22 protein-coding genes are annotated in these 21,484 nt (G+C 41.3%); 21 read left to right on the forward strand and 1 reads right to left on the reverse strand.

The features are described 5' to 3' along the window. Positions 1-265 precede the first annotated feature (265 nt). The 21 genes from AC6I9F_RS03710 (at position 266) to AC6I9F_RS03810 (ending at position 20,347) form a co-directional block, all read left to right on the forward strand. Positions 266-721, forward strand: coding sequence for a hypothetical protein (locus AC6I9F_RS03710; protein ID WP_498022849.1), 456 nt, complete (start codon positions 266-268; stop codon positions 719-721). Between the two features lie 164 nt (positions 722-885). After that, a complete protein-coding gene (locus tag AC6I9F_RS03715; RefSeq protein ID WP_016399612.1) occupies positions 886-1,980 on the forward strand; it encodes a cystathionine gamma-synthase in 1,095 nt (364 codons plus the stop codon). A 7-nt stretch (positions 1,981-1,987) separates the two neighbouring features. Next, on the forward strand, positions 1,988-3,154 hold the full coding sequence (locus AC6I9F_RS03720; protein WP_338619972.1) for a MalY/PatB family protein: 1,167 nt from the start codon (positions 1,988-1,990) through the stop codon (positions 3,152-3,154). Positions 3,155-3,246: 92 nt separating this feature from the next. Then, positions 3,247-6,345 (forward strand): pilus expression-regulating Snf2 family helicase, encoded by a 3,099-nt coding sequence (locus tag AC6I9F_RS03725; protein ID WP_498022851.1) that lies wholly within the window; start codon positions 3,247-3,249, stop codon positions 6,343-6,345. A gap of 47 nt (positions 6,346-6,392) precedes the next feature. Next, on the forward strand, positions 6,393-7,010 hold the full coding sequence (gene zapJ / locus AC6I9F_RS03730; protein WP_261202822.1) for a divisome accessory protein ZapJ: 618 nt from the start codon (positions 6,393-6,395) through the stop codon (positions 7,008-7,010). 10 nt (positions 7,011-7,020) lie between these two features. After that, a complete protein-coding gene (murC, locus tag AC6I9F_RS03735; protein WP_301351127.1) occupies positions 7,021-8,355 on the forward strand; it encodes a UDP-N-acetylmuramate--L-alanine ligase in 1,335 nt (444 codons plus the stop codon). Between the two features lie 9 nt (positions 8,356-8,364). Next, positions 8,365-8,826 (forward strand): GNAT family N-acetyltransferase, encoded by a 462-nt coding sequence (locus tag AC6I9F_RS03740; RefSeq protein ID WP_338619976.1) that lies wholly within the window; start codon positions 8,365-8,367, stop codon positions 8,824-8,826. Further along, positions 8,823-9,317 (forward strand): GNAT family N-acetyltransferase, encoded by a 495-nt coding sequence (locus tag AC6I9F_RS03745; RefSeq protein WP_498022854.1) that lies wholly within the window; start codon positions 8,823-8,825, stop codon positions 9,315-9,317. Before AC6I9F_RS03740 ends, AC6I9F_RS03745 begins: the two co-directional genes overlap by 4 nt. A gap of 80 nt (positions 9,318-9,397) precedes the next feature. Beyond that, complete coding sequence (mltG, locus tag AC6I9F_RS03750) at positions 9,398-11,062, forward strand: endolytic transglycosylase MltG (protein WP_498022855.1); 1,665 nt, start codon at positions 9,398-9,400, stop codon at positions 11,060-11,062. Positions 11,063-11,123: 61 nt separating this feature from the next. After that, entirely contained in the window at positions 11,124-11,606 is a 483-nt protein-coding gene (gene greA / locus AC6I9F_RS03755; RefSeq protein ID WP_000818760.1) for a transcription elongation factor GreA, read from the forward strand. A gap of 75 nt (positions 11,607-11,681) precedes the next feature. After that, positions 11,682-13,046 (forward strand): amino acid permease, encoded by a 1,365-nt coding sequence (locus AC6I9F_RS03760; RefSeq protein WP_173282867.1) that lies wholly within the window; start codon positions 11,682-11,684, stop codon positions 13,044-13,046. 100 nt (positions 13,047-13,146) lie between these two features. Next, complete coding sequence (locus tag AC6I9F_RS03765; protein ID WP_173274610.1) at positions 13,147-13,557, forward strand: GNAT family N-acetyltransferase; 411 nt, start codon at positions 13,147-13,149, stop codon at positions 13,555-13,557. 44 nt (positions 13,558-13,601) lie between these two features. Next, positions 13,602-13,760: a hypothetical protein gene (locus AC6I9F_RS03770; protein ID WP_173274609.1), complete on the forward strand. Its 159-nt coding sequence runs from the start codon at positions 13,602-13,604 to the stop codon at positions 13,758-13,760. A gap of 255 nt (positions 13,761-14,015) precedes the next feature. Continuing rightward, positions 14,016-14,216: a F0F1 ATP synthase subunit C gene (locus AC6I9F_RS03775; RefSeq protein WP_001054562.1), complete on the forward strand. Its 201-nt coding sequence runs from the start codon at positions 14,016-14,018 to the stop codon at positions 14,214-14,216. A gap of 34 nt (positions 14,217-14,250) precedes the next feature. Beyond that, entirely contained in the window at positions 14,251-14,967 is a 717-nt protein-coding gene (gene atpB, locus AC6I9F_RS03780; protein WP_000392851.1) for a F0F1 ATP synthase subunit A, read from the forward strand. Positions 14,968-14,980: 13 nt separating this feature from the next. Further along, positions 14,981-15,475 carry a F0F1 ATP synthase subunit B gene (gene atpF, locus AC6I9F_RS03785; RefSeq protein ID WP_112444247.1) on the forward strand — a complete coding sequence of 165 codons (495 nt, stop codon included), beginning with the start codon at positions 14,981-14,983 and terminating at the stop codon, positions 15,473-15,475. Continuing rightward, positions 15,475-16,011 (forward strand): F0F1 ATP synthase subunit delta, encoded by a 537-nt coding sequence (locus tag AC6I9F_RS03790; RefSeq protein ID WP_173274608.1) that lies wholly within the window; start codon positions 15,475-15,477, stop codon positions 16,009-16,011. The genes atpF and AC6I9F_RS03790 overlap by 1 nt, the downstream gene beginning before the upstream one ends. A 14-nt stretch (positions 16,012-16,025) precedes the next feature. Next, a complete protein-coding gene (atpA, locus tag AC6I9F_RS03795) occupies positions 16,026-17,531 on the forward strand; it encodes a F0F1 ATP synthase subunit alpha (protein ID WP_023942963.1) in 1,506 nt (501 codons plus the stop codon). 15 nt (positions 17,532-17,546) lie between these two features. Beyond that, entirely contained in the window at positions 17,547-18,425 is an 879-nt protein-coding gene (locus AC6I9F_RS03800; protein WP_338619992.1) for a F0F1 ATP synthase subunit gamma, read from the forward strand. Between the two features lie 85 nt (positions 18,426-18,510). After that, positions 18,511-19,917 carry a F0F1 ATP synthase subunit beta gene (atpD, locus tag AC6I9F_RS03805; protein WP_000094360.1) on the forward strand — a complete coding sequence of 469 codons (1,407 nt, stop codon included), beginning with the start codon at positions 18,511-18,513 and terminating at the stop codon, positions 19,915-19,917. Between the two features lie 10 nt (positions 19,918-19,927). Further along, complete coding sequence (locus AC6I9F_RS03810) at positions 19,928-20,347, forward strand: F0F1 ATP synthase subunit epsilon (protein WP_000068041.1); 420 nt, start codon at positions 19,928-19,930, stop codon at positions 20,345-20,347. 46 nt (positions 20,348-20,393) lie between these two features. Here AC6I9F_RS03810 and AC6I9F_RS03815 read toward each other — a convergent pair whose 3' ends face one another. Beyond that, the gene (locus AC6I9F_RS03815) at positions 20,394-21,407 is read right to left on the reverse strand and encodes a lactonase family protein (RefSeq protein WP_498022889.1); all 1,014 of its coding nucleotides are present in this window, start codon (positions 21,405-21,407) and stop codon (positions 20,394-20,396) included. Positions 21,408-21,484: the final 77 nt, after the last annotated feature.

Raw genomic sequence — 21,484 nt, forward strand, 5'->3', positions numbered from 1 at the left:
TGTCGTTTTTATATAGAATGATGGAAAATTTGGAAGAAAAGCGCTTACATTTTTTCTTAGTTAATTGAATTTATGATATAATAAATATAAGAAACTACGTTCGAAAATTTACCTAATGTTGATTGAAGTATGCACACGCTAGGGTAATGTTATAGGAGGGGTGCCATCTACTGGAAAAGTAAGATAAAATGCAACAAATGATAAGTTCTTCTTTATGTGAAGAGTTCTTATTTGCCTATTTACTAATCGTTATGGAGGTAACATCATGGGCGCTATTATGGAGTTTGCAACAGAAAAACAGATTGCATCATTTCTCTCAACTTGTCATATTGAAGGGCAAAAGAATTTTCTGATGACTTTTAAGAAAAAGACATGGTTGAAATCCTTTATTGATTTCTTCATTGTAGGAGGAGCCTACTATGTTCAGTCGAGTGTGAAGCCTAAGATTCTGGCATTCACACCTAAGGGAATCTACTTGATGGACATCAGTGATGTAACTGAAAAGCGTTCTAATCACGTCGTAGGGATGCCTTGGAATCAAGTTAAAGATTTTACTTATAAGACAGTCTTGAATACAGTTAGGCTGAACTGGAACTATCAAAATGAAGACTATATTTTTTCCGTGGATGTCGGTCAGATTAGTCAGCATGTGGGCCAATATCAATTTAACAAAGACCATTATGACTATTTAGCCCAACAGGATTTCTTTCAGTCTAAGTAAGCCCTAGCAATCATTTTAACAAAAGAATCTGGAGTGTTTTCTGGATTCTTTTTAGCTTTACTCGATAAGTCTATAGTCTGAAACTATAACTAGCTCTTGAAAAGAAGAAAATGAGTTGATGAAAATAAGTGGTACAATAGTTACTATAGATTTGGAGGTATTGTATGAGCAAGGAATTACACATTAACACAATTTTGGCCCAGGCGGGTATTAAGTCAGATGAAGCGACAGGAGCTTTGGTGACACCGCTTCATTTTTCAACGACCTATCAGCATCCAGAGTTTGGTCAATCTACTGGATTTGACTATACGCGTACCAAAAACCCAACTCGCAGTAAGGCAGAAGAAGTCTTGGCGGCTATTGAGTCAGCAGACTATGCCCTAGCTACTAGCTCAGGGATGTCAGCTATTGTACTGGCCTTTAGCGTCTTTCCAGTAGGAAGTAAGGTCTTGGCTGTCCGTGACCTTTACGGTGGTTCTTTCCGCTGGTTCAACCAAGTGGAGCAAGAAGGCCGTTTCCATTTTACCTATGCCAATACAGAAGAAGAGTTGATTGCCGAGTTGGAGAAGGATGTGGATGTTCTCTATATTGAAACACCAACCAATCCCTTGATGTTGGAATTTGATATCGAAAAACTAGCAAAATTGGCTCATGCTAAGGGTGCTAAAGTGGTGGTGGACAATACCTTCTACAGCCCTATCTACCAACGTCCGATTGAAGATGGAGCAGATATCGTTCTCCACTCAGCAACCAAGTATCTAGCAGGCCACAATGATGTCTTGGCTGGAGTGGTTGTGACCAATAGTTTAGAACTATACGAGAAGCTCTTTTACAATCTCAATACGACAGGGGCAGTCTTGTCTCCATTTGACAGTTATCAATTGATTCGTGGTCTCAAGACCTTGTCTCTTCGTATGGAGCGCTCAACAGCTAACGCCCAAGAAGTGGTTGCCTTTTTGAAGGATTCTCCAGCAGTTAAGGAAGTTCTCTACACTGGTCGTGGGGGCATGATTTCCTTTAAAGTAGCAGATGAAACACGCATTCCTCATATTTTGAACAGTCTCAAGGTCTTCTCTTTTGCCGAAAGTTTGGGTGGAGTGGAAAGTCTTATTACTTATCCAACGACACAAACTCATGCTGATATTCCAGCAGAAGTGCGTCATTCTTATGGTTTGACAGATGACCTCTTGCGCTTGTCAATTGGGATTGAGGATGCTAGAGATTTGATTGCAGATTTGCGCCAAGCCTTGGAAGGATAAGACAAAGATGGGAAAATATGATTTTACAAGCCTGCCCAATCGTATAGGGCACCATACCTATAAATGGAAAGAGGCGGAAACGGATAGTGAAGTTCTACCAGCTTGGATAGCGGATATGGACTTTGTGGTCTTGCCTGAAATTCGCCAAGCCGTGCAAACTTACGCTGATCAACTGGTTTATGGCTATACCTATGCCAGTGATGATTTAATTAAGGAAGTTCAAAAGTGGGAAGCCACACAACACGGTTACCACTTTGACAAAGAGGATCTTGTCTTTATCGAGGGTGTGGTACCAGCCATCTCAACAGCTATTCAAGCTTTTACAAAAGAAGGCGAAGCGGTTCTGATTAACACACCTGTCTATCCCCCTTTTGCACGCAGTGTCAAATTGAACAATCGCAGATTGATTACCAATTCTTTGGTGGAAAAGGATGGTCTGTTTGAGATTGACTTTGACCGACTTGAAAAGGATTTGGTGGAAGAAGAAGTCAAACTCTATATTCTTTGCAACCCTCACAATCCTGGTGGACGTGTTTGGGAAAAAGAAGTGTTGGAGAAGATTGGCCAACTCTGCCAAAAACACGGTGTTTTCTTGGTTTCAGATGAGATTCACCAAGATTTGGCCCTCTTTGGTCACAAGCATCATTCCTTCAATACCATCAACCCTGACTTTAAAGAATTTGCGATCGTCTTGAGCAGTGCTACTAAAACCTTTAATATTGCTGGGACAAAAAATTCCTATGCAGTTATTGAAAATCCTAAGTTGAGACTGGCTTACCAGAAACGCCAATTGGCCAATAATCAGCATGAAATTTCAGGCTTGGGCTATTTGGCGACAGAAGCTGCTTATCGCTATGGGAAGGGTTGGCTAGAGGAACTCAAGCAAGTCTTTGAAGACCACATCAATTACGTGGTGGATTTATTTGGAAAAGAGACTAAAATCAAGGTTATGAAACCGCAAGGAACCTACTTGATTTGGCTTGATTTTTCAGCCTATGACCTGACTGATGAAACATTGCAAGAGCTGTTGAGAAATGAAGCCAAGGTCATCCTCAACCGTGGTTTGGATTTTGGAGAGGAAGGAAGTCTCCATGCCCGCCTCAATGTAGCCATGCCTAAGTCTCTGCTGCAAGAAGTTTGTCAGCGGATTGTGACGACTTTTGCCAAACGTTAAAAATCCAGCCTTCTAGGAGAAAAGTCTTCCTAGAAGGCTATTTTCATAGGGGAAAATATGGTATAATAAAAAGATAAGGTAAAGGTAAAAATATGGCTAAATTGATTCCGGGGAAAGTCCGTATCGAAGGCGTTGCCCTTTATGAAACTGGTAAGGTTGACATCATCAAGGAAAAGAACAATCGGCTCTATGCTCGCGTTGCAGAAGAAGAACTGCGCTATAGTTTAGAGGATGATTTGGTTTTTTGTGCCTGCGATTTTTTCCAAAAGAGGGGCTACTGTGTCCACTTGGCAGCGCTGGAGCATTTTCTGAAAAATGATGATTGTGGTCAGGAAATCTTGCAGAGTCTGGAAGAAGGTCATGAAGAAAAAGAGGCCGTTGAAACCAAGGTGACCTTGGGTGGCAAATTTTTGGATCGAATCTTGTCTCCAAAATCAGACCGAGCCTATGAATTATCGGCTGTGGGGCAGGTGGAAGCAGGAACCAATCATATCTTGTGGACTCTGAGAATCGGCCAAATCAATAGCCAAAAATACTATGTCATTCGAGATATTCCACTCTTTTTAAGGATTGTCGAGCAGAGAAAGTCTTATATGATTGGCAAAACTTATGAGGAATCCTTGTCTTGGGAAGCCTTTGATGAGGCTAGTCAAGAACTTCTGACTTTCTTGCGCGGACTAATGGAGGAAGGACAGGCTCCAGACCTCTTTTTCCAAAACCAAGGTCGGCACCTCTTTTTCCCCCTGACCTTTTTTGAGCAGGGTGTGAATTTACTGATGACCTTGCCGCATTTTCAATTTGACCATCAAGTGGATAGCTATCAGACTCTGCTTTTTCAGGATATGCATGCTGATGCCAATCTATTTGCCTTTACAGTAACAGAATACTCGGATTATTTTGAAATGGAAATCAGTGAGAGTCCAAGGGTCAATGTCTTTTATCAGGGAGCTGTGCTGTTCCATAAAGGACAGGTTTATTTTCTAACAGACCAGCAGATGCGTCTTCTCAAGGAAATTAAAGCGCTACCTGTGGATCAATATGGGAAAAAACACCTGCAATTTGATAGCAGTGACCGCGATAAGTTGGCCTCCTGTCTGACTCTTTTTAGCCAGATGGGGACCGTTTCAGCTCCAGAACGGTTACAAATCAAAACGTTTGCGCCATCGTTTTACTTTGACAGGGAAGAAGATAATCGGATTCGTTTAGAAATTCAGTTTGATTATGGAGACAGACAGGTATCTAGCCGACAAGAGCTAGAAGAATTACCATTTTCGAGTGATGCTGACTTAGAAAAAAGAATTTTCCAAGTCTGTTTGGTTACAGGTTTTGAAGCCGATTTTCAATCTTGGCGTCAGACCTTAAAAGCAGAGTCTGTCTATCATTTTTTCCATGATATCATTCCAGTCTTTGAAAAACTTGGTAATGTTGACCTATCAGATAAGCTAGCAGAGCTTTATAGCTTAGCGAGTCCTCAAGTGCAGATTGCCTCCAAGGGAGGTCTCTTGGAAATCCAGTTTGATTTTCAAGATATTGCCCAAGAGGAAATTGACCAAGCCATGCAGGCCTTGGTTGCCAATCAGGATTTTTACATTGATTCGTCTAACCAAGTCTACTTTTTTGATGAAGAAACCAAGAAAATTCGTCAAAATCTACAGGAGCTGGGGCAGTTTGAACTAAAAGATGGCTCCTTACAGGCTCGGAAATCCTTGGCCTACAGTTTAGCCCATCTCTTTGAAGGGCGAGATCGTGTTTCTTTTTCACAAGAATTCCAGAATCTGGCTCATGATTTGACGCATCCAGAGAACTTCCCTCGACAAGCAACTCAGGTTCAGGCTGATTTGCGAGATTATCAGGAAAAGGGAATCGGCTGGTTGCAGATGCTCCATCATTATGGTTTTGGTGGGATTTTGGCTGATGATATGGGCTTGGGGAAAACCCTTCAGACCATTGCTTTTTTGACCAGTCAAGTGACAAAAGAAAGTCGGGTCTTGATTTTAGCTCCGTCAGGTTTGATTTACAACTGGGCAGATGAGTTTCAGAAATTTGCCCCACAGTTGGATGTGGCTGTTGTTCATGGTTTGAAAGCTAGTCGTGAAGAGATTCTTGCTGAGAGCCATCAAATCTATGTGACGAGCTATGCTACCTTCCGTCAGGATAGTGAACTTTATCAGGGGATGGCCTTTGACTTCCTTTTCTTAGATGAAGCTCAGGTCATGAAAAACGCCCAGACCAAGATTGCTCAGACCTTGAGACAGTTTGTGGTGCCGTCAGTTTTTGCTCTATCAGGGACACCGATTGAAAATCATCTGGGTGAGTTGTGGTCTATTTTCCAAATCGTCATGCCAGGACTTTTGCCAAGCAAGAAAGAATTTATGAAATTGTCAGCTGAACGCGTAGCTCAGTTTATCAAACCTTTCGTGATGCGACGCAAGAAAGAAGAAGTTCTGACTGAATTGCCAGACTTGATTGAAGTGGTTTATAAGAATGAACTGGAAGACCAGCAAAAGGCTATTTACCTAGCCCAGTTGCAACAGATGCGGGACCGTCTGGCTCAAGTGTCAGACCAGGAATTTCAGCGAAGTCGTGTGGAAATCTTGTCTGGTCTGATGCGCTTGCGTCAAATCTGTGATACCCCTGCCCTCTTTATGGAAGATTATCGGGGAGCCAGTGGCAAGCTGGACAGTCTCCGAGACCTGCTGGTACAGGTGGCAGACGGCGGACACCGTGTCTTGATTTTTTCGCAGTTTAAGGGAATGTTGGAGAAAATTGAACAAGAACTGCCAGACTTGGGCATGACATCTTTTAAAATTACAGGTTCAACCCCAGCCAAGGAAAGACAAGACATGACCAAAGCCTTTAACCAAGGGGAAAGAGATGCCTTTCTGATTTCCCTCAAGGCGGGTGGGGTTGGTCTGAACCTGACAGGTGCTGATACGGTTATTTTGGTTGACCTTTGGTGGAATCCTGCGGTGGAGGCGCAAGCCATTGGCCGTGCCCATCGGATGGGTCAGGAAGAAACGGTTGAGGTCTATCGCTTGGTAACCCAGGGAACTATTGAAGAAAAAATTCAGGAACTCCAAGAACAGAAGAAACATCTGGTGTCACAAGTATTGGATGGCACAGAGTCACGTGGCAGTCTGACCCTAGCAGAAATTAGAGAAATTTTGGGAATTTCTGAAGCCAGTACTTGAAAAATCAAGACAATACGCTATAATGAAGTGTTGAAAGGAAATAGAAAATGAAACAAGAACGATTTCCATTGGTGTCAGATGACGAGGTCATGTTGACTGAAATGCCAGTCATGAACTTGTATGATGAGTCTGATCTGATCAGTAATATCAAGGGTGAGTATCGAGATAAAAATTATTTAGAATGGGCTCCTATTACTGAAGAGGCGCCAGTAAAACCGATTGAAAAGCAAGTAGAGAAACCTAAAAAGGCTCCTTTAGGGGTTAAAAAAGAAGGAAAGAGTTATGCTGAGGTGGCGCGTGAAGAAGCGCGTGCAGACTTGAAAAAGAAACGCTCTGCTAACTACCTAACTCAGGATTTCAGCCGTGCGAGACGTCATTCTAAATCAGGCCTTCTTAGACAGGGTAACCAACCGACAGCTCCTTTCCAAAAGGAAAATCCTGGTGAATTTGTCAAATATAGCCAAAAATTGACCCAGTCTCATTACATCTTGGCGGAAGAAGTCAAATCTATCTCTACCAAGAATGAAGAAGTGTCAGCACCTGCTCCAAAGAAAAACAACTATGATTTTCTAAAAAAGAGCCAAATCTACAATAAAAAAAGCAAACAAACAGAACAAGAACGTCGGGTTGCCCAAGAGTTGAATCTGACCAGAATTACAGAATAGGGGAGGAAACATGTCAAAGACATATCATTTTATCGGAATTAAGGGATCAGGGATGAGTGCCTTGGCCTTGATGTTGCACCAAATGGGGCACAAGGTTCAAGGATCAGATGTTGAAAAATACTACTTTACTCAACGTGGTCTTGAGCAGGCAGGAATTACTATTCTTCCTTTTGATGAAAAGAACTTAGACGGTGATATGGAAATTATCGCTGGAAATGCCTTCCGTCCAGATAACAACGTCGAAATTGCCTATGCGGACCAAAATGGTATCAGCTACAAACGTTACCATGAATTTCTAGGTAGCTTTATGCGTGACTTTGTTAGCATGGGAGTAGCTGGAGCGCATGGAAAAACTTCAACGACAGGTATGTTGTCTCATGTCTTGTCTCACATCACAGACACTAGCTTCTTGATTGGGGATGGGACAGGTCGTGGTTCGGCCAATGCCAAATATTTTGTCTTTGAATCTGACGAATATGAACGCCACTTTATGCCTTACCATCCAGAATACTCTATTATCACCAACATTGACTTTGACCATCCAGACTATTTCACAAGTCTCGAGGATGTTTTCAATGCCTTTAATGACTATGCCAAACAAATTACCAAGGGTCTTTTTGTCTATGGTGAAGATGCAGAATTGCGTAAAATTACGTCTGATGCACCAATTTATTATTATGGTTTTGAAGCAGAAGGTAATGACTTTGTAGCTAGTGAACTTCTTCGTTCAACAACTGGTTCAACCTTCACAGTTCATTTCCGTGGACAAGACTTGGGGCAATTCCACATTCCAACCTTTGGTCGTCACAATATCATGAATGCGACAGCCGTTATTGGTCTTCTTTACACAGCAGGATTTGATTTGAACTTGGTGCGTGAGCACTTGAAAACATTTGCCGGTGTTAAGCGTCGTTTCACTGAGAAAATTGTCAATGATACAGTTATTATCGATGACTTTGCCCACCATCCAACAGAAATTATTGCGACCTTGGATGCGGCTCGTCAGAAATACCCAAGCAAGGAAATTGTAGCAGTCTTCCAACCGCATACCTTTACAAGAACCATTGCCTTGTTGGACGAATTTGCTCACGCTTTGAACCAAGCAGATGCTGTTTACCTAGCGCAGATTTATGGATCAGCTCGTGAAGTAGATCATGGTGATGTTAAGGTGGAAGACCTAGCCAAAAAAATCAACAAGAAACACCAAGTGATCACTGTTGAAAATGTTTCTCCACTCCTAGACCATGACAATGCTGTTTATGTCTTTATGGGAGCAGGAGACATCCAAACCTATGAGTATTCATTCGAGCGTCTCTTGTCTAATTTGACAAGCAATGTTCAATAGGTTATTCTCATGGAGATTCCAATTAAGATCATTCAGGCAAGTAAGTCTGATTTGGCTGAGATAGAGGCGATTCAAACTTCGTCTTTTCCAGCTGAAAAGCAGCAACCTTCCCATATCTTAGAAGAAAGTATCCGTAAGTGTGCGGATACCTTTCTTCTAGCTAGGGATGAAAATCAACTTTTAGGCTATATTCTATCAAGTCCCCAGTCAGACAATCCGCAATGTCTAGAAATACATTCTTTAGTCATTGATACTGACCATCAGAGACAGGGCTTGGGAACACTTCTTCTTGCAGCCTTGAAAGAGGTGGCAGTTGAGCTGGATTACAAAGGGATTCGTTTGAAGAGTCCTGATGAGCTGCTTTCCTATTTTGAAATGAATGGTTTTATTGATGAAGAAACTTCTCTTTATGAAACTAGCCAGGGTTATAGTATGATTTGGTTTAATCCCTTTTATCTGGAGGCAAAATGAAAATCAGACAAGCAAAATTAGAAGATTTGGATCGTATCGTCGAGATTGAACTAGAGAATTTCTCGGTTGAAGAAGCCATTCCTCGATCTGTCTTTGAGGCACATTTGCGAGAAATTCAGACCTCTTTTCTGGTTGCGGAAAAAGAAGGAAGAATCATGGGTTATATTGAAGGGCCAGTTGGACCACACCGCCATCTGCAAGACCAGTCCTTTACAGAAGAAATAAAAGACTATAGTCATGAGCCTGGTGGTTATATCTCTGTGACCTGTCTTTCTATTGCCAAGGAGGCCCAGGGGATAGGACTGGGTCAGCAATTGCTGACAGCCTTGAAAGAAGTTGCTCTTGAAGATGAGAGGGATGGCATTAACCTAACCTGTCATGACTATCTCATCGCCTACTATGAAAAGCATGGATTTGTCAATGAAGGCTTGTCTCAGTCAACCTTTGCAGGGGAAACATGGTATGATATGGTCTGGGAAACGAAAAAATAAGCTAGGAAAAGTATCATAGGTTGCTTTTCTTGGACTTTTAAGATATAATATTATGGATTGTCAACAAGGAGGAAAAACTTTTGAGTGAAAAGTCAAGAGAAGAAGAGAAATTAAGCTTTAAAGAGCAGATTCTGAGAGATTTAGAAAAAGTAAAAGGCTATGATGAAGTTCTGAAAGAAGATAATGCAGTAGTTCGCACTCCTGCAAATGAAGCTTCAGCTGAAGAACTCATGGCTGATTCCTTGTCAACGGTAGAGGAGATTATGAGAAAAGCTCCTGCTACGCCTACTCACCCAAGTCAAGATGTACCAGCTTCTCCAGCAGATGAGATTCAAAGAGAAATTCCTGGTGTTCCAAGTCATCCAAGTCAAGATGTACCTTCTTCTTCAGCGGAAGAAAGTGGATCAAGACCAAGTCCAGGTCCTGTTAGACCTAAGAAATTTGAAAGAGAATACAATGAAACCCCAACAAGGGTAGCTGTTTCCTATAAGACGGCAGAGAAAAAAGCAGAACAAGCAGGTCCAGAAACACCTACGCCTGCTACAGAAACAGTGGATATCATTAGCGATACACCACGTCGTAGCCGTAGAGAAGGAGCAAAACCCGTTAAGCCTAAGAAAGAGAAGAAGTCACATGTGAAAGCTTTTGTGATTTCATTCCTTGTATTCCTTGCCTTGCTCTCAGCAGGTGGTTACTTTGGTTATCAGTACGTGCTAGATTCTTTGTTACCTATTGATGCTAATTCTAAGAAATATGTGACGGTTGGAATTCCAGAAGGTTCAAACGTTCAAGAAATCGGTACGACGCTTGAAAAAGCTGGTTTGGTAAAGCATGGTCTGATTTTTAGCTTTTATGCCAAGTATAAAAATTATACCGATTTGAAAGCAGGTTACTACAATTTGCAAAAGAGTATGAGTACAGAAGACTTACTCAAAGAGTTGCAAAAAGGTGGAACAGATGAACCACAAGAACCTGTCCTTGCGACTTTGACAATTCCAGAAGGTTATACTTTGGATCAGATTGCTCAAGCTGTGGGTCAATTGCAAGGTGACTTCAAAGAGCCTTTGACAGCGGATGCTTTCCTAGCAAAAGTTCAAGATGAGACGTTTATCAGTCAAGAAGTTGCCAAATATCCGAGTATACTTGAAAGCTTGCCTACAAAGGAAAGTGGCGTTCGTTATCGTTTGGAAGGATATCTTTTCCCAGCTACTTACTCTATCAAGGAAAGCACAACTGTTGAGAGCTTGATTGATGAGATGTTAGCTGCTATGGATAAGAACCTATCTCCTTACTATAGTACTATCAAATCTAAAAACTTGACTGTCAATGAGTTGTTGACCATTGCTTCCTTGGTCGAAAAAGAAGGTGCCAAGACAGAAGATCGTAAGCTCATTGCCGGTGTATTCTACAATCGTTTGAATCGTGATATGCCACTTCAAAGTAACATTGCAATTTTGTATGCCCAAGGAAAACTGGGGCAAAATATCAGCCTAGCTGAGGATGTTGCGATTGATACCAACATTGATTCACCTTATAATGTTTATAAAAATGTAGGTCTCATGCCTGGTCCAGTCGATAGTCCAAGTCTGGATGCGATTGAGTCAAGCATCAATCAAACTAAGAGCGATAACCTCTACTTTGTAGCAGATGTCACAGATGGCAAGGTCTACTATGCTAACAATCAAGAAGACCACGACCGCAATGTCGCTGAACATGTCAACAGCAAATTAAACCAAACAAACTAAAATTATGTGATACTTCACATAATTTTCTTTCGAAAATATCATCAGAAGAAAGTTGAGAAAAATGGCAGAAAAAACATATCCTATGACCCTTGAGGAAAAGGAAAAACTTGAAAAAGAATTAGAAGAATTGAAATTAGTTCGTCGACCAGAAGTGGTAGAACGCATTAAGATTGCCCGTTCATACGGTGACCTTTCAGAAAACAGTGAGTACGAAGCAGCGAAGGATGAACAAGCCTTTGTTGAAGGACAAATCTCTAGCTTGGAAACAAAAATCCGCTATGCTGAAATCGTCAATAGCGACGCAGTTGCCCAGGACGAAGTAGCGATTGGTAAAACAGTCACCATCCAAGAAATTGGTGAGGACGAAGAAGAAGTTTATATTATCGTAGGTTCAGCTGGTGCGGATGCCTTTGCAGGTAAAGTTTCAAATGAAAGCCCAATTGGACAAGCCTTGATTGGCAAGAAAACAGGTGACACAGCAACGATTGAAACACCTGTTGGTAGCTATGATGTAAAAATCTTGAAGGTTGAAAAAACAGCCTAAAAACAGAAAAAAGGAGTGGGGAGGCTATGCGCTTCACTCACTCCTTTTTCCATTTTAAATTGAATTGGAGACGATATGAGTTCAAAGAAGAAAAAAAATAAGATGGAGCGTGGTCTAACCAATCGTCACGTGCAGGTTATGGCCATTGCGGGAACAATCGGAACAGGACTCTTTCTGGGAGCAGGTCGCTCTATCAGCCTAACAGGTCCTTCCATTGTACTGATTTATATGATTACTGGGGCCTTCATGTTCCTCATGATGCGTGCGGTTGGGGAAATGCTCTACCAAGATCCTGAGCAACATACCTTTATCAACTTTATCACGCGTCATTTGGGTAAGGGCTGGGGCTATTTCTCGGTTTGGTCTTATTGGCTATCTGTTGTCTTTATCGGTATGGCGGAAATCACTGCTATCGCACATTATGTGCAATTTTGGTTTCCAACTTGGCCGAGTTGGATGATTGAGATTGGATTTTTGACTATTCTAGCCTTGGTCAATCTGATTGCGGTGAAGCTCTTTGGAGAAGTTGAGTTTTGGTTTGCGATGGTCAAGATTGTGGCTATTTTAGCCATGATTGCAACAGGGGTCTTTATGGTCTTGACAGGCTTTAAGACACCTCATGGAGTAGCAAGTTTGGCTAATATTGCCGACAATTTCTCCCTCTTCCCAAATGGTGGAGTGAACTTTGTCATGGCCTTCCAGATGGTTTTCTTTGCCTACCTCATGATTGAGTTTATTGGGGTAACGACTTCAGAAACAAAAAATCCACGCCAGGTCTTGCCAAAAGCCGTTAAGGAAATTCCTTTGCGTATCGCCTTTTTCTACGGTGGTGCCCTCTTAGCCATCATGGCTATCATTCCGTGGCGTGAACTTGCATCGGCTGATTCTCCCTTTGTTACAGTATTTGAGTTAGCAGGTATCAAGTGGGCGGCAGCCTTGATTAACTTCGTCGTTTTGACGTCAGCAGCATCTGCTCTTAACTCAACCCTTTATTCAACAGGACGTCATTTGTATCAGATTGCCCATGATTCACCAAATCCATTCTTAAAGGCTATTAAGGCAGATACTCTTTCCCGTCACAACGTACCACAAAATGCCATCATCGCCTCAGCAATTTTGATTGCCCTAGCAGCCTTTATCAACGTATTGCCAGGTGTTTCTGATGCCTTTGCCTTGATTACGGCATCGTCGTCTGGTGTCTATATTGCCATTTATATCTTAATCATGGTGGCTCACCTTAAATACCGCAAGTCACCAGACTTTATGGCGGATGGCTATCTCATGCCCCATTATCGTTTCCTAAATCCTTTAACCATGCTCTTCTTTGCCTTTGTCTTTGTAACCCTCTTTTTACAAGAGTCTACATTTGTAGGAGCAATCGGCTCAGCTATCTGGATTATCGGTTTCGGTATTTATAGCCAGTGGAAATTTAGAAAATAGATTAAAGACTCACCAACTCAGGTTGGTGGGTTTTTGCTAGTTTGACAGTCTATTGAAATAAGACTATAATCAAGTTGTAATAGTGTTTGAGGAGGTTTAGATGTACTTTAGATTGGAAAACAAGGAGTCTCAGAAAGCACAAGAAATTGGGAATTTGATTCGTGTTTATAACCGTTCAAAACGAGAAGATGCCGAAAGTGAGCCACTTAATCTTTATGTCGAAGATGAAAAGGGCAATCTCCTGGCAGGTTTGATAGCAGAGACTTTTGGAAATTGGCTAGAAATCGAGTATTTATTTGTAAAAGAGGAATTGAGAGGACAAGGAATCGGTTCAAAACTATTGCAGCAAGCAGAAACTGAAGCTAAGAATCGAGACTGTCGTTTTGCTTTTGTCAATACTTACCAGTTTCAAGCTCCAGATTTTTATAAAAGGCATGGCTACAAGGAAGTCTTTACCTTACAAGACTATCCCTACATTGGGCAAAGATATTATTACCAAAAGGATTTGTAAGGAGAATATGAAATCATAAAGTAAAGAGGGGGCTTGACATAAGTATGAAGGAGATTCTTGATAAATACCAGTTAAATCCTACAAATTGTGTCTTTCTGGGCAATATTGGGTACAATGCAATGACAGCTGAGAAATTGGTAATCAAGTCCTATCAGGTTAAGAAAAGAAGCGATGCCGTCGATATTTTGAAATCCTATATTTAAACTTAACACTCTCTATTTTTTTAAATTGACCTTAATCCGAGATTCCCCTCTCGGATTTTGTGTTGCTTTCATTAAATTTACAGGTAAGACTTGCTAGCTTCAGTAAATATACACAAGCTTTTCAGAATAGAGTGAAATACGAAAGAAAATGGAAGTAATTTTCATTAAACGCTTCCAATGTGCAAAAAAAGTTGACAAATTTAAATTTTAGGACTACACTAAGTAAGTAAATTTTATTTTAAAGGAGAATTCGTTATGAATTTAACATTTTTAGGCTTATGTATTGCCTGTATGGGCGTATCTGTCGGTGAAGGTTTATTGATGAATGGACTGTTTAAATCAGTAGCACGCCAACCAGATATGCTTTCTGAGTTTCGTAGTTTGATGTTTTTAGGTGTTGCCTTTATTGAAGGAACTTTCTTTGTAACTCTTGTCTTCTCATTTATTATCAAATAAATACATGGAACGAGAAGAAAAGGGAGGATTTTAGATGGAAGAAAGTATTAATCCAATCATCTCTATTGGTCCTGTTATCTTCAATCTGACTATGTTAGCCATGACCTTGTTGATTGTGGGAGTTATTTTTGTCTTTATTTATTGGGCAAGCCGCAATATGACCTTGAAACCCAAAGGAAAGCAAAATGTACTTGAGTATGTCTATGACTTTGTTATTGGATTTACAGAACCTAACATTGGTTCGCGCTACATGAAAGATTACTCACTCTTTTTCCTTTGTTTATTTCTTTTCATGGTGATTGCCAATAACCTTGGCTTAATGACAAAGCTTCAAACGATCGATGGGACTAACTGGTGGAGTTCGCCAACCGCTAATTTACAGTATGACTTAACCTTATCTTTTCTTGTCATTTTGTTGACACATATAGAAAGCGTTCGTCGTCGTGGATTTAAAAAAAGTATAAAATCTTTTATGAGTCCTGTTTTTGTCATACCGATGAATATCTTGGAAGAATTTACAAACTTCTTATCTTTGGCTTTGCGGATTTTTGGGAATATCTTTGCAGGAGAGGTCATGACGAGTTTGTTACTTCTTCTTTCCCACCAAGCTATTTATTGGTATCCAGTAGCCTTTGGAGCTAATTTGGCTTGGACTGCATTTTCTGTCTTTATTTCCTGCATCCAAGCTTATGTCTTTACTCTTTTGACATCTGTGTATTTAGGGAATAAGATTAATATTGAAGAGGAATAGAAAGGAGTAACTGATGCACGTAACAGTAGGTGAATTGATTGGTAATTTTATTTTAATCACTGGCTCTTTTATTCTTTTGCTAGTCTTGATTAAAAAATTTGCATGGTCTAATATTACAGGCATTTTCGAAGAAAGAGCTGAAAAAATTGCTACTGATATTGACAGTGCTGAAGAAGCCCGTCAAAAAGCAGAAGTATTGGCTCAAAAACGCGAAGATGAATTGGCTGGTAGCCGTAAAGAAGCCAAGGCAATCATTGAGAATGCGAAAGCAACAGCTGAGAAAAGTAAGGCTAGTATTTTAGTAGATGCTAAACTAGAAGCAGGACGCTTAAAAGAAAAAGCAAACCAAGAAATTGCTCAAAACAAAGCTGAAGCTTTACAAAGCGTTAAGGGTGAGGTAGCAGATTTGACCATCAGCCTAGCTGGTAAAATCATCTCACAAAACCTTGACGGTCATGCCCATAAAGAACTCATTGATCAGTATATCGATCAGCTAGGAGAAGCTTAATGGACAAGAAAACAGTAAAGGTAATTGAAAAATACAGCATGCCTTTTGTCCAATTGGTACTTGAAAAAGGAGAAGAAGCCCGTATCTTTTCAGACTTGACTCAAATCAAGCAAGTTGCTGAAGAAACAGGTTTACCTTCTTTTTTAAAAAAAGTGACAGTAGATGAGTCTGACAAGAAAAAAACGATTGCTTTTTTCCAAGACTCTGTGTCACCTTTATTACAAAACTTTATCCAGGTTCTGGCCTACAATCACAGAGTAAATCTTTTTTATGATGTGCTTGTAGATTGCTTGAACCGACTTGAAAAAGAAACAAATCGATTTGAAGTGACGATTACTTCAGCTCATCCTTTAACAGATGAACAAAAGAGTCGCTTGCTCCCTTTGATTGAGAAAAAAATGTCTCTGAAAGTAAGGAGTGTAAAAGAAGAAATCGATGAAAGTCTCATTGGTGGTTTTGTCATTTTTGCCAATCACAAGACAATTGATGTGAGTATTAAACAACAACTTAAAGTTGTTAAAGAAAATTTGAAATAGAAAGTGGTGTTCTTTTGGCAATTAACGCACAAGAAATCAGCGCTTTAATTAAGCAACAAATTGAAAATTTCAAACCCAATTTTGATGTGACTGAAACAGGTGTTGTAACCTATATCGGGGATGGTATCGCGCGTGCTCATGGCCTTGAAAATGCCATGAGTGGAGAGTTGTTGATTTTTGAAAACGGCTCTTATGGTATGGCTCAAAACTTGGAGTCAACAGACGTTGGTATTATCATCCTAGGTGACTTTACAGATATCCGTGAAGGCGATACAATCCGCCGTACAGGTAAAATCATGGAAGTCCCAGTAGGTGAAAGTCTGATTGGTCGTGTTGTGGATCCGCTTGGTCGTCCGGTTGACGGTCTTGGAGAAATCCACACTGATAAAACTCGTCCAGTAGAAGCGCCAGCTCCTGGTGTTATGCAACGTAAGTCTGTATCAGAACCATTGCAAACTGGTTTGAAAGCTATTGACGCCCTTGTACCGATTGGTCGTGGTCAACGTGAGTTGATTATCGGTGACCGTCAGACAGGGAAAACAACCATTGCGATTGATACAATCTTGAACCAAAAAGGTCAAGATATGATCTGTATCTACGTAGCGATTGGACAAAAAGAATCAACAGTTCGTACGCAAGTAGAAACACTACGTCAGTACGGTGCCTTGGATTACACAATCGTTGTGACAGCCTCTGCTTCACAACCATCTCCATTGCTTTTCCTAGCTCCTTATGCTGGGGTTGCCATGGCGGAAGAATTTATGTATCAAGGTAAGCATGTTTTGATCGTTTATGATGATCTTTCAAAACAAGCGGTAGCTTATCGTGAACTGTCACTCTTGCTTCGTCGTCCTCCAGGTCGTGAAGCCTTCCCAGGGGATGTTTTCTACCTTCACAGCCGTTTGCTTGAGCGCTCAGCTAAAGTTTCTGATGAACTTGGTGGTGGATCAATTACAGCCCTACCGTTTATCGAGACACAAGCAGGAGATATCTCTGCCTATATCGCAACCAACGTGATTTCTATCACTGACGGACAAATCTTCCTTGGTGATGGTCTCTTCAATGCAGGTATTCGTCCAGCCATCGATGCGGGTTCATCTGTATCACGTGTAGGTGGTTCTGCACAAATCAAAGCTATGAAGAAGGTTGCTGGTACACTTCGTATCGACCTTGCTTCATACCGTGAGTTGGAAGCCTTCACTAAGTTTGGTTCTGACTTGGATGCGGCAACACAGGCTAAGTTGAACCGTGGACGTCGCACAGTTGAGGTCTTGAAACAACCTGTTCACAAACCATTGCCTGTTGAGAAACAAGTAACCATTCTCTATGCTTTGACACATGGTTTCTTGGACACTGTTCCAGTAGATGATATTGTTCGTTTCGAGGAAGAGTTCCATGCCTTCTTTGATGCTCAACATCCAGAGATTTTGGAAACCATTCGTGATACAAAAGACTTGCCAGAAGAAGCAGTCTTGGATGCTGCGATTACAGAGTTTCTCAATCAATCTAGCTTCCAATAAGAATAGAGGTGTCAGATGGCAGTATCTCTAAATGATATTAAAACAAAAATCGCCTCAACAAAAAATACGAGTCAAATCACTAATGCCATGCAAATGGTTTCGGCTGCTAAGCTAGGTCGCTCTGAAGAAGCTGCTCGTAACTTCCAAGTTTACGCTCAGAAAGTTCGCAAGCTCTTGACAGATATCCTTCATGGTAATGGAGCTGGTGCTTCAACCAATCCCATGTTGATTAGCCGTCCTGTGAAGAAGACAGGCTATATCGTTATTACTTCAGACCGCGGTTTGGTTGGAGGTTATAATTCTTCTATTCTGAAAGCCGTTATGGAGTTGAAAGAAGAATACCATCCAGATGGTACAGGTTTTGAAATGATCTGTATTGGTGGAATGGGAGCAGATTTCTTTAAGGCTCGTGGTATTCAACCACTTTATGAATTACGTGGCTTGGCGGATCAGCCTAGCTTTGATCAAGTTCGTAAGATTATTTCAAAAACTGTTGAAATGTACCAAAATGAACTTTTTGATGAACTCTATGTCTGCTACAACCACCATGTCAATACGCTAACTAGTCAAATGCGTGTGGAACAAATGCTTCCGATTGTTGACTTGGATCCAAATGAAGCGGATGAAGAGTATAGCTTGACTTTTGAATTGGAAACCAGCCGAGAAGAAATTCTGGAGCAGTTGTTGCCTCAGTTTGCAGAAAGTATGATTTACGGTGCTATTATCGATGCTAAGACAGCTGAAAATGCTGCAGGTATGACCGCCATGCAAACAGCGACAGATAATGCTAAGAAAGTCATCAATGATTTGACAATTCAGTATAACCGTGCCAGACAGGCGGCGATTACACAAGAAATTACAGAAATTGTAGCAGGAGCTAGTGCCTTAGAATAGGCTCTAGTCCAGCTCGTATGAAAATGAACTTAGGACCTAGTTGAACTAGGAACCGACAGTATCTTATATAGAATAGGAGAAGGAGATGAGTTCAGGTAAAATTGCTCAGGTTATCGGTCCCGTTGTAGACGTCTTGTTTGCAGCAGGGGAAAAACTTCCTGAGATTAACAATGCACTTGTCGTCTACAAAAATGACGAAAGAAAAACAAAAATCGTCCTTGAAGTAGCCTTAGAGTTGGGAGATGGTATGGTCCGTACTATCGCCATGGAATCAACAGATGGGTTGACTCGTGGAATGGAAGTATTGGACACAGGTCGTCCAATCTCTGTACCAGTAGGTAAAGAAACTTTGGGACGTGTCTTCAATGTTTTGGGAGATACCATTGACTTGGAAGCTCCTTTTACAGAAGACGCAGAGCGTCAGCCAATTCATAAAAAAGCTCCAACTTTTGATGAGTTGTCTACCTCTTCTGAAATCCTTGAAACAGGGATCAAGGTTATCGACCTTCTTGCCCCTTACCTTAAAGGTGGTAAAGTTGGACTCTTCGGTGGTGCCGGAGTTGGTAAAACCGTCTTAATCCAAGAATTGATTCACAATATCGCCCAAGAACATGGTGGTATTTCAGTATTTACCGGTGTTGGGGAACGTACTCGTGAGGGGAATGACCTTTACTGGGAAATGAAAGAATCAGGCGTTATCGAGAAAACAGCCATGGTATTTGGTCAGATGAATGAGCCACCAGGAGCACGTATGCGTGTTGCCCTTACTGGTTTGACAATCGCTGAATACTTCCGTGATGTGGAAGGCCAAGATGTACTTCTCTTTATCGATAATATCTTCCGTTTCACTCAGGCTGGTTCAGAAGTATCTGCCCTTTTGGGTCGTATGCCATCAGCCGTTGGTTACCAACCAACCCTTGCTACGGAAATGGGTCAATTGCAAGAGCGTATTACATCAACTAAGAAGGGATCTGTAACTTCTATCCAAGCTATCTATGTGCCAGCGGATGACTATACTGACCCTGCGCCAGCAACAGCCTTTGCTCACTTAGATTCAACAACCAACTTGGAACGTAAGTTGGTACAATTGGGTATCTACCCAGCTGTTGACCCACTTGCTTCAAGCTCACGTGCCTTGGCACCTGAAATTGTTGGAGAAGAGCACTATGCAGTTGCTGCTGAAGTAAAACGCGTTCTTCAACGTTACCATGAATTGCAAGATATCATTGCTATCCTTGGTATGGATGAGCTTTCTGATGAAGAAAAGACCTTGGTTGCTCGCGCCCGTCGTATCCAGTTCTTCTTGTCACAAAACTTCAACGTTGCGGAACAATTTACTGGTCAGCCAGGTTCTTATGTTCCAGTTGCTGAAACTGTACGTGGCTTTAAGGAAATCCTTGATGGTAAATACGATCACTTGCCAGAAGATGCCTTCCGTGGTGTAGGTTCTATCGAAGATGTGATTGCAAAAGCTGAAAAAATGGGATTTTAAGAGGTGATCTATGGCTCAGTTAACTGTCCAGATCGTGACACCAGATGGCCTCGTCTATGATCACCATGCCAGCTATGTATCGGTTCGAACTCTGGATGGTGAGATGGGGATCTTGCCACGACATGAAAATATGATTGCGGTTTTAGCAGTTGATGAAGTAAAGGTAAAACGTATTGATGACGAAGATCATGTGAACTGGATTGCAGTAAATGGTGGCGTTATTGAAATTGCCAATGATATGATTACCATCGTCGCTGACTCTGCAGAGCGTGCTCGTGATATCGATATCAGTCGTGCAGAACGTGCCAAACTTCGTGCAGAACGTGCAATTGAAGAAGCACAAGACAAACACTTGATTGACCAAGAACGTCGTGCGAAGATTGCACTGCAACGTGCCATTAACCGTATTAATGTCGGAAATAGACTATAAGAAAAAATGAACTTGAAAATTCCAAGTTCATTTTTTATATGTTTTATTAAGGAGCAAAACGGATGCAGACTGCTTCGGGAACATGGAAGTCGTTGGAGAGTTCTGCTAGACGACCATTGTCACAATTACGTTTAAAGACAGTTGCATTGTCAGAGTCTTGGTGGACAGCAATGAGAAATTTTTGGTCAGGTGTCAAATCAAAATCACGTGGGGTCTGACCATGTGTTGGAACGATTTCTAGCAATTCTAAGCTACCGTCAGCAAGGATGGTATATACTGCGATAGAATCATGGCCACGGTTAGAAGCGTAGAGGTATTTACCGTCTTTTGAGAGACGAATAGCAGCGGTTCCATTAAAGCCTTCGTAAGTTTCTGGTAAAGTTGAAATCACTTGCATGCGTTCAAATTCACCAACGCCATCGTAGATTAAAACCTCGATAGTGCTATTGAGTTCACAAATGAGATAAGCGATTTTATAGTGGTTATGGAAAACGATATGGCGTGAGCCTGCTCCTGGCTGGCTGTGATAGGTGTAGAGCTTAGATAATTTTCCTTCTTGATCAAGGTCATAGGTGATGACTTGGTCAGTACCCAAATCACAGGTCACTAGATAGTTGTCAGGTGTTAAATCTGTAAAGTGAACATGGGGAGATGCTTGATTCTCATGTGGACCTTGGCCACTGTGTTGATCTACATCACTAAGTAAAAGACTCCCATCCTCCTGACGTTTATAAACAAGAACTTGTCCTTTGTGGTAGTTGGCTGCATAGACCAAATTACGCTTTTCATCAACAGCAACATAACAGTGGGGGGCTCCTTCTTCAACGACATGATTTAATAACGTCCCGTCAGTTTGATAGGCTGCAATTCCTCCCTTATCGTCTTGACTACCAACGGTGTATAAATGTTGGTGCTGGTCAAAGGCAAGGTAGGTTGGACTTGGCTCAGTAGCAAAAAGTTCTAGGTTTGAAAGCTGACCAGTTTCTGTATCAAAGTCAGCCTTGTAAATCCCTTGGGAAGTACGACGTGTATAAGTTCCAAAATAAACAGTTTCTTTCATAACGTTACCTCTACATAAAGATAAGACTATTATATCACAAAAACAAGCCAAATAAAGACATCCAATTAGATGTAAGC

It is taken from the genome of Streptococcus nakanonensis (assembly GCF_059738785.1).